General features: G+C 59.1%; 6 protein-coding genes. 4 read left to right on the top strand and 2 right to left on the bottom strand.

Going from position 1 to position 6,681, the window contains the following annotated elements; all coding sequences use genetic code 11:
• The first annotated feature begins 42 nt into the window (after window positions 1-42).
• Window positions 43-381 (top strand): hypothetical protein, encoded by a 339-nt coding sequence (locus AC3IUF_RS00725; protein ID WP_007918987.1) that lies wholly within the window; start codon window positions 43-45, stop codon window positions 379-381.
• 280 nt (window positions 382-661) lie between these two features.
• Here the strand turns inward: AC3IUF_RS00725 and lapD are convergent, their stop codons facing one another.
• A complete protein-coding gene (gene lapD / locus AC3IUF_RS00720; RefSeq protein WP_007918985.1) occupies window positions 662-2,608 on the bottom strand; it encodes a cyclic di-GMP receptor LapD in 1,947 nt (648 codons plus the stop codon).
• A gap of 14 nt (window positions 2,609-2,622) precedes the next feature.
• The gene (gene lapG / locus AC3IUF_RS00715; RefSeq protein ID WP_489280078.1) at window positions 2,623-3,315 is read right to left on the bottom strand and encodes a cysteine protease LapG; all 693 of its coding nucleotides are present in this window, start codon (window positions 3,313-3,315) and stop codon (window positions 2,623-2,625) included.
• 196 nt (window positions 3,316-3,511) lie between these two features.
• Between lapG and AC3IUF_RS00710 the strand changes: the two genes are divergently transcribed.
• From AC3IUF_RS00710 to AC3IUF_RS00700, 3 genes are all read left to right on the top strand, one after another.
• Window positions 3,512-4,222, top strand: a complete 711-nt coding sequence (locus AC3IUF_RS00710) for a GntR family transcriptional regulator (protein WP_007918983.1) — start codon at window positions 3,512-3,514, stop codon at window positions 4,220-4,222.
• Window positions 4,223-4,971: 749 nt separating this feature from the next.
• A complete protein-coding gene (locus AC3IUF_RS00705; protein ID WP_371857972.1) occupies window positions 4,972-5,745 on the top strand; it encodes a DUF3050 domain-containing protein in 774 nt (257 codons plus the stop codon).
• Window positions 5,742-6,671, top strand: a complete 930-nt coding sequence (locus AC3IUF_RS00700; protein ID WP_007918981.1) for a diiron oxygenase — start codon at window positions 5,742-5,744, stop codon at window positions 6,669-6,671. Before AC3IUF_RS00705 ends, AC3IUF_RS00700 begins: the two co-directional genes overlap by 4 nt.
• Window positions 6,672-6,681: the final 10 nt, after the last annotated feature.

The raw sequence follows: 6,681 nt of genomic DNA, 5'->3' as shown, positions 1-6,681 counted from the left end.
CTGCTGACAGCATGACGCTGGTTCATTTCTGAGGGATGCTCAATGTTTTACGTGCAACGCGATGCGCAAGGTCTGTTGATTCGCGTGGAAGCCGCGGCCTACGCCGAGGCCACGGAAACGCTGCCGGCCGACAGCCATGAAATCCAGGCCTGGTTCGCCAATGAAGTGGTGGAAACCAGCCTCAAACAGCTCAAGCAGAGCGACTTTGAAATGATTCGGGTACTCGACGACCTGATTCAGGTGCTGACCCAGAAAGGCGTGATCCGCGTCACCGACCTGCCACCGGCGGCCCAGGCCAAACTGATGGACCGGACCCAGGCGCGGGAAGCGTTGGGCGGGTTGAGTCAGTTGATCGATGAGGATGAGGGCGGATTGATCTGATCCCCCCGTAATCAAAAGCCTACCCTCACCCCAGCCCTCTCCCCGAGGGAGAGGGGGCCGACCGAGGTGTCTGGCGTTATAGATCGACCTGAGAAATCGAATCGATTATGGATTCAGCCCCCTCTCCCGGAGGGAGAGCGGCCAACCGAGGTGTCTGGCGCTATAAGTCGATTATGGATTCAGCGGAGCTCTTTCACGTCGGCGTATTACATCAATATCGCACGGTCAGTCCCCTCTCCCTCCGGGAGAGGGCTAGGGTGAGGGTTGCTTTTGCAATGACTCACCGCCAAGGCTTCGGCTCACCCAACAACTGCCCCTGAACCCCATACAAACCCATCTCGCGAATCACCGCCAACTCCCCTTGCGTCTCGACCCGCTCAGCAATCAGCGGCAGATCAATGCTGTGCGCCGCGCGCTGGATAGCCTCGATGAACAGCCGCTTGTCACTCTCCTGATCAATCGCGCGAATGTAGCTGCCATCGATCTTCAGGTACGCCAGCCCCAGCCGCGCCAAATTACCGATCATGCTGAAACGACCACCAAAGCGCTGCAGGCTCAGTGAGAAGCCCAGTTCGCGCAGGCGCCGGGTCAACTGCTCGAGCACCGCTTGTTCCGGCAATTGCTCCTCGCCGATTTCCAGGGTCAGGCGCTCGCCGAGGTTGGAATGTGCGCGCAAAATCTCGAAGACTTTGTTCAACGCCTGCGGATCGGCCAGGGTCGCCGAAGACAGGTTCAGCGCCAGCGAATCTTCATGTTCTTTCATCTGCTCCAGCACGCGCTCAAGCATCAGGCGATCCAGCCGCGCGGTCCAGCCGAAGCGCTCCAGCCATGGCAGAAAACGCCCGGCCGGGATGGTCTGGCCCTGATCATCGAGCAAGCGCGAGAGCACTTTGTAATGCAGCACCAGTTGCGTGTCTGCGGCGGCGACCACCGGCTGGAAATACAGCTCGAAACGTTGCTGACTCAAGGCCTGATCGAGCAAACGATGCCAGGCGTGGTGATCGTCGCCGACATCCGCCGTCAGGCTCTGATCGATGCACGCCCAGTTCTGCTCGCCCTGCCCTTCGGCTTGCGCCAGCGCCTGATCACCGAGGGTCAGCACCTGTTGCGGCGAATCGCCGTGAGTGAAGGGCGCCAGGCCGATCGACGCCACGGCAGCGACGTCGGTCGCGCCGGTGGCGTGCAGACTGCTCAAGGCATTGTCGAGGTTCTGCGCCAGTTGCAGCGCTTCTTCTCGAACCAGCCCCGGCGCCAGCACAGCGAACTCACCGCCACGAATCCGCGTGACAAGGTTCTGGGTTTCCGGGTACTTGGCGCATTCGCGAGACAACTGTTCGCCGACTGCTTTCAACAGTTCATCGGTGCGCTGACCGCCCAGACGCTGGTTGAGCCCGGCCAGATCCTTGACCCGCAACAGCAGTAGATAACCAGAACTGGCCTGCTCCGGATTGCTCACCCGATTGTTCAACTGCATCTCGAAATAACGCCGGTTGGCCAACCCCGTCAGGTTGTCCTGATAAGACTCGGCACGCAGTTTTTCACTGCGCTCGGCCTGCTCCTGAAACAGCGCCTTGAGCTTCTCGACCATCTGGTTCATCGCCTGCACCACGCGACGCAACTCAGGCGTGCGCGGCAATTCAGGCAGGCTGAGAAACTCGCGACGGGCGATGGCGTGAGACTGCTTGACCATGTAATCCAGCGGCTTCAATTGCCGGCGCAGCAGCAATGCCCCGAGCACCGCACTCACTGCGCCGCAGATCAGCAACCAGCCAAGGCTGCCCAACGCGCTCTGCCACAGCTTGGCCACGGCAAACATCGGATGGCTGACCACTTCGACCCGCGCCGCCTGCTCCCAGCCACGGCTGACCAGCGCGTCGCCACCAGCCGGTTCCAGACCGATCAGCTTGACGAACCAGTCCGGCACATTGCTGACCGCCGGAATGCCATTGCGCTCGACGATAGTCTGATCGGTCTTCAGATCGACCACGCGGATGCTCGCGTAATAACCGCTGTCGAAAATCGAACTGACCAGCAACTCGACCATCGCCGGGTCGTCGATATTCGGCGTCAGCGACAAGGCCAGCGCCGTCGCAGCGTCCTGCGCGTGGGAACGCAACTGGTTGACGTACTGGGTGCGCGAGCTCTCCAGACTGACCATGAAGCTGCCGGTGAAGGCGACCACCAGGAACAGACAGATAGCGATCAACAGCTGTTTGAACAAAGACATCTGAGCGCGTGCTCCTAGTTAGTCGTCTCGACCGGGAAACCTTCGGCCTGCATTTTCTTCAAGACATCCTGCCAGCGTGACAGGCGTTTGGTATCACCGACCTTTTTGTTGCCCTTGGCGCCCGGCAAATACAGACCTTCGGCATTGAAAGAGTAGACCGGCAGCAAATCGGTTCGCTGCGATGCCGGCTGGATCGGATCGATGAGGCTGTCGAGCACCAGCGGCATGGCATCGGGGGTGGCATAGTAAGTCAGGACCATGTGCGCGCGGTTCTGGCGCAACGCTTTGACATAGGTGATGCGCAGCTTGTCACTGGAAACGCCGAGATGGCGCAGGCTGAAATACTTGGCGATCGCATAGTCTTCGCAATCGCCAGCGCCCTTCCACAGCGCCTCGATCGGTGTTTCCCAATAGTCGACCTCGTGCCACAGGTCGATGTCTTCGACGTAGCGCACCTGTTTGTTGAAAAACAGGTTCACCACTTTGAGCTTTTCCATCTCGCTAACCTGTTGCTGCGTAGCCAACAGATTCTGCCAGGCATCGATGCGCTGCTGCCCGACACCCAGCGGCCCATAGAGCGCCGTGGCTTTGCGGCTGATCGTGGAAAAATCCCAATCGGCATGCAGACCGCCCAGCATGACGCCGGCCAGCAGCAGTGCGCAGCCTAGCCAGCGCAGTGTCCGGGGGATCGCGAAACGTACCGCCACAGCAGAATTCCGGGGGGCAGGAAGGAAAGCGTTTGATGGTGAAGCTTAGCCCGGCAAAAAACAATGGCACCATGAGATCATCGGCGACACGCTAAACTTCAGTTGGCACCCAATGTTTTACAAGGTTTGACAACCTGTAGAGCAATCACTAGTGTCATTTGGATCCAAATCAGGCCGACATACAGGGTGCGTAGTCGTGACACAGAAGCCCAAACCGCTGCACAGCATTAAAGTCGATGGACCGATTCCTGCGCATCTGGCCCGGTCGGTGATCGAAGAAACCCTGCGCTCGGCAATCCTCGATGGGCGTCTGCCCTGCGGCACGGCGCTGCGCCAGCAGGATCTGGCCGATTTGTTCGGCGTCAGCCGCATGCCGGTGCGCGAAGCCTTGCGCCAGCTCGAAGCTCAGGAACTGCTGAGCGTTACCGCGCATAAAGGCGCAGTGGTTGCGCCGTTGATTCAAGGCGATGCCACCGAAACCTACGAGCTGCGCATCCTCCTCGAATCCGAAGCCATGCGCCAGTCGATTCCGCAGCTGACCTCGGCCGATCACACACGCGCCGCCGGTTACATCGAAGAGCTGGAAGCGCAACACGACTACACGGAAATCGGCCGGCTCAACCGTTTGTTCCACATGGCCCTGTACTGCAAAGCGCCCAATAAACGCTTGCTGCGACTGGTCGAAGACGGACTCAACGAAGAGGAACGTTTTCTGCGTTTCAACCTTGAGGCCATGGGCCTGGGCAAACTGTCCCAGGACGATCACCGGGCAATGCTGCAAGCCGTGCAGGATCGTGACGTTGAACTGTCAATCAAACTCCTCGAGCAGCACCTTAATCGGGGCGTCGAGGTGATTACCCGTTATCTCGCTACCCCCGCCGCGCAAAGCCGCAAAGCCGCTCGCTGAGCGCGCACCTCCCACGAATCACCCGCTTACAAATCCCCAAGCGATCTGCCCGCCCTCAGGTGGGCGGATCCGCGTGCCCGCTCTAACCTCCTCCGCGCCTATCAGTCTGCATTTGCAGCGTGCCGATGACGAATCGGTAATAGCCGTGGCGCTCATTTACCCGCACTCTTGAACGGCCAACCCCATAAAGAACGGGCGACGCGCCGCCCTGACGGCGCAGTCCCCGCACCAGGAACCTACGGAAGGAGCCTTGCCACGGGAAAAAGGAAGTCATGGCGCGGGGTCACGGCCAACTTCCGCCCCTTTTAAATCATTCAATTCTTATTGCTGGAAAGTTGCTTCGAGTGAGGCATTCACTCTTATCGATCAATTTTGGCCGTTATTCGCCGAAAGGAGCAACTACGCCCAAATAAAACTTTACCCACAAGTTTTATCGGAACAACTCAACTTCAAAAAACAGCAAACTTAAAAAAATTAAAAATATACTTGTTAACTACTTTGCCTGTGTATTAGCTTTTCTTCGCCAAGTTTGAACTTCGCCCTTCAACTCGGCGCCAGCCCAATGCCTGCGGTACCTCAGCAGCGCCTTATGGGCAGACATGAAGCCATGTCACAGGTATATCGATCCGCACTTATCCATCAGGAAAGAAGGCTGTCGTCCGTCGACAGAAAACAAGTAAGTCGTCGTTTCATTGATTGCGCAGTTTCCAGAGCAGTTCCATTACATATCAACGATAAAGGACATCATGATGCCCAATAAGAACCAACTCGCCCTGAAGAAAGCCGAACTTAGCATTCACCCGATCTTTTCCGAGATCACCTCGCTAACGGTCTTGCGTCGTTTCATGGAAACCCACGTGTTTGCCGTGTGGGATTTCATGTCGCTGACCAAACGCCTGCAGCAGGAGCTGACGTGCACCCGTTTGCCGTGGTTACCGCCGCGTGACCCTCACGCCGCCCGGTTGATCAACGAGATCGTTCTGGGTGAAGAATCGGATGATCGCCTGACGGAGGGTCATTACAGCCATTTCGAGTTGTACCTGGATGCGATGCGCGAAATCGGCGCGAGTACCACGGCCGTGGAGCGCTTTGTCGCCCTGCAACAGGAAGGGGTGAGCTATGACGTTGCGCTGCAAAGCGTCGAGGTGGATCCGGCCGCTGCGCAATTTGTCCGCGACACCTTGCGTACCGCCCTGCATGCACCAGGACACAGCGTGGCGGCGGCGTTTCTGCACGGTCGCGAGAGTGTGATCCCGACCATGTTCCAGCGCATTCTTGACGACTGGGGCATCGGCATCGAACAGGCACCGACCTTCCGTTACTACCTGGAACGGCACATCGAGGTCGACTCCGAAGACCACGGCCCGGCGGCAGAACACCTGCTCGAACGCCTGGTCGCCGGCGATCCGCAGCGCGAGGCCGAGGTCTACGCCAGCGCCATCGCCGCCGTGGAGAGTCGCATCGCCCTGTGGGACGGCCTGCGCCTGAGCATGCGCGAACCGTTGGCGGAGGTGGCCCAATGAACGCCGCCGACTATCAATCCTTTGCCGACGCCTGGGAGAACCGCGCCACCATCCGCACTCGCCCCCGACGCGTGCTGGAAGACGATGAACGCCTGATCTACCCGCTCAGCCGCCAACCACTGGTGCTCAGTGAAACCTTCCTGCGCGAGTGCCCGCAACAGCGTGATTTCGCCTTGGTGCAGACGCTGTACAAGTTCATCAACGACGTGGTGATTTTCGAAACCGAGATCGTCGACAAGACCGCACGCAGCATCGCCAAGAACCGCTTCGCCGTGGCCTTCCCGTTTGCCTGTCGTTACGACGCGATGACCGTGGTGGTCGATGAGGATTATCACGCGCTGGTGGCGATGGATTTCATGCAGCAAACGGTAGCGATGACCGGCATCGAGCCGATTCAGTTGCCCGATGAGATCGAGTTGAGCCGGGCGATTCCTGCGGCTGTAGCGCTAGCACCGGAGCACCTGCGCAGCGCGGTGGAATTGATCTGCGTGGCCATCGCCGAAAACACCGTGACCGGCGATGTCGCAGCGTTCGCCCGCGATGACACGGTCAAGCCGTCGATCAAAGGTCTGATGGCCGATCACTTGCTCGACGAAGGTCGTCATTCGAGTTTCTGGGCGCGGATGGTGCGTATCTATTGGCACACCGCCAACGCGGCGGATCGCGAAACCATCGCGCAGATTCTGCCGGTGTTCATCGGCCACTACCTGACCAACGACATCCAGAAAGCCTTCGATCTGCGCCTGATCGACGCACTGCCGGTCAGCGAGGCGACGCGCCGTTCGCTCAGGGATGAAATGGCCGGGCTGGCCTTTCCGATCAATCGCCACCATCCGCTGGTGGGCAACATCGTCAAGTTCTTCCACAACAGCTCGCTGCTCGACACGCCCTGCGTGCAGCACGCCTTGCGCGATTACCTGGTTTGACAAGGAGGCC

It is taken from the genome of Pseudomonas sp. KH_040, from assembly GCF_057839305.1.
This window is presented reverse-complemented; position numbering and strand designations above follow the sequence as displayed.

What these genes read in the sequence shown, in the direction of transcription:
- AC3IUF_RS00725 (WP_007918987.1), top strand. Translation starts at nt 43, where the DNA reads ATGTTTTACGTGCAACGCGATGCGCAAGGTCTGTTGATTCGCGTGGAA.
- lapD (WP_007918985.1), bottom strand. Translation starts at nt 2,608, where the DNA reads ATGTCTTTGTTCAAACAGCTGTTGATCGCTATCTGTCTGTTCCTGGTG.
- AC3IUF_RS00705 (WP_371857972.1), top strand. Translation starts at nt 4,972, where the DNA reads ATGCCCAATAAGAACCAACTCGCCCTGAAGAAAGCCGAACTTAGCATT.
- AC3IUF_RS00700 (WP_007918981.1), top strand. Translation starts at nt 5,742, where the DNA reads ATGAACGCCGCCGACTATCAATCCTTTGCCGACGCCTGGGAGAACCGC.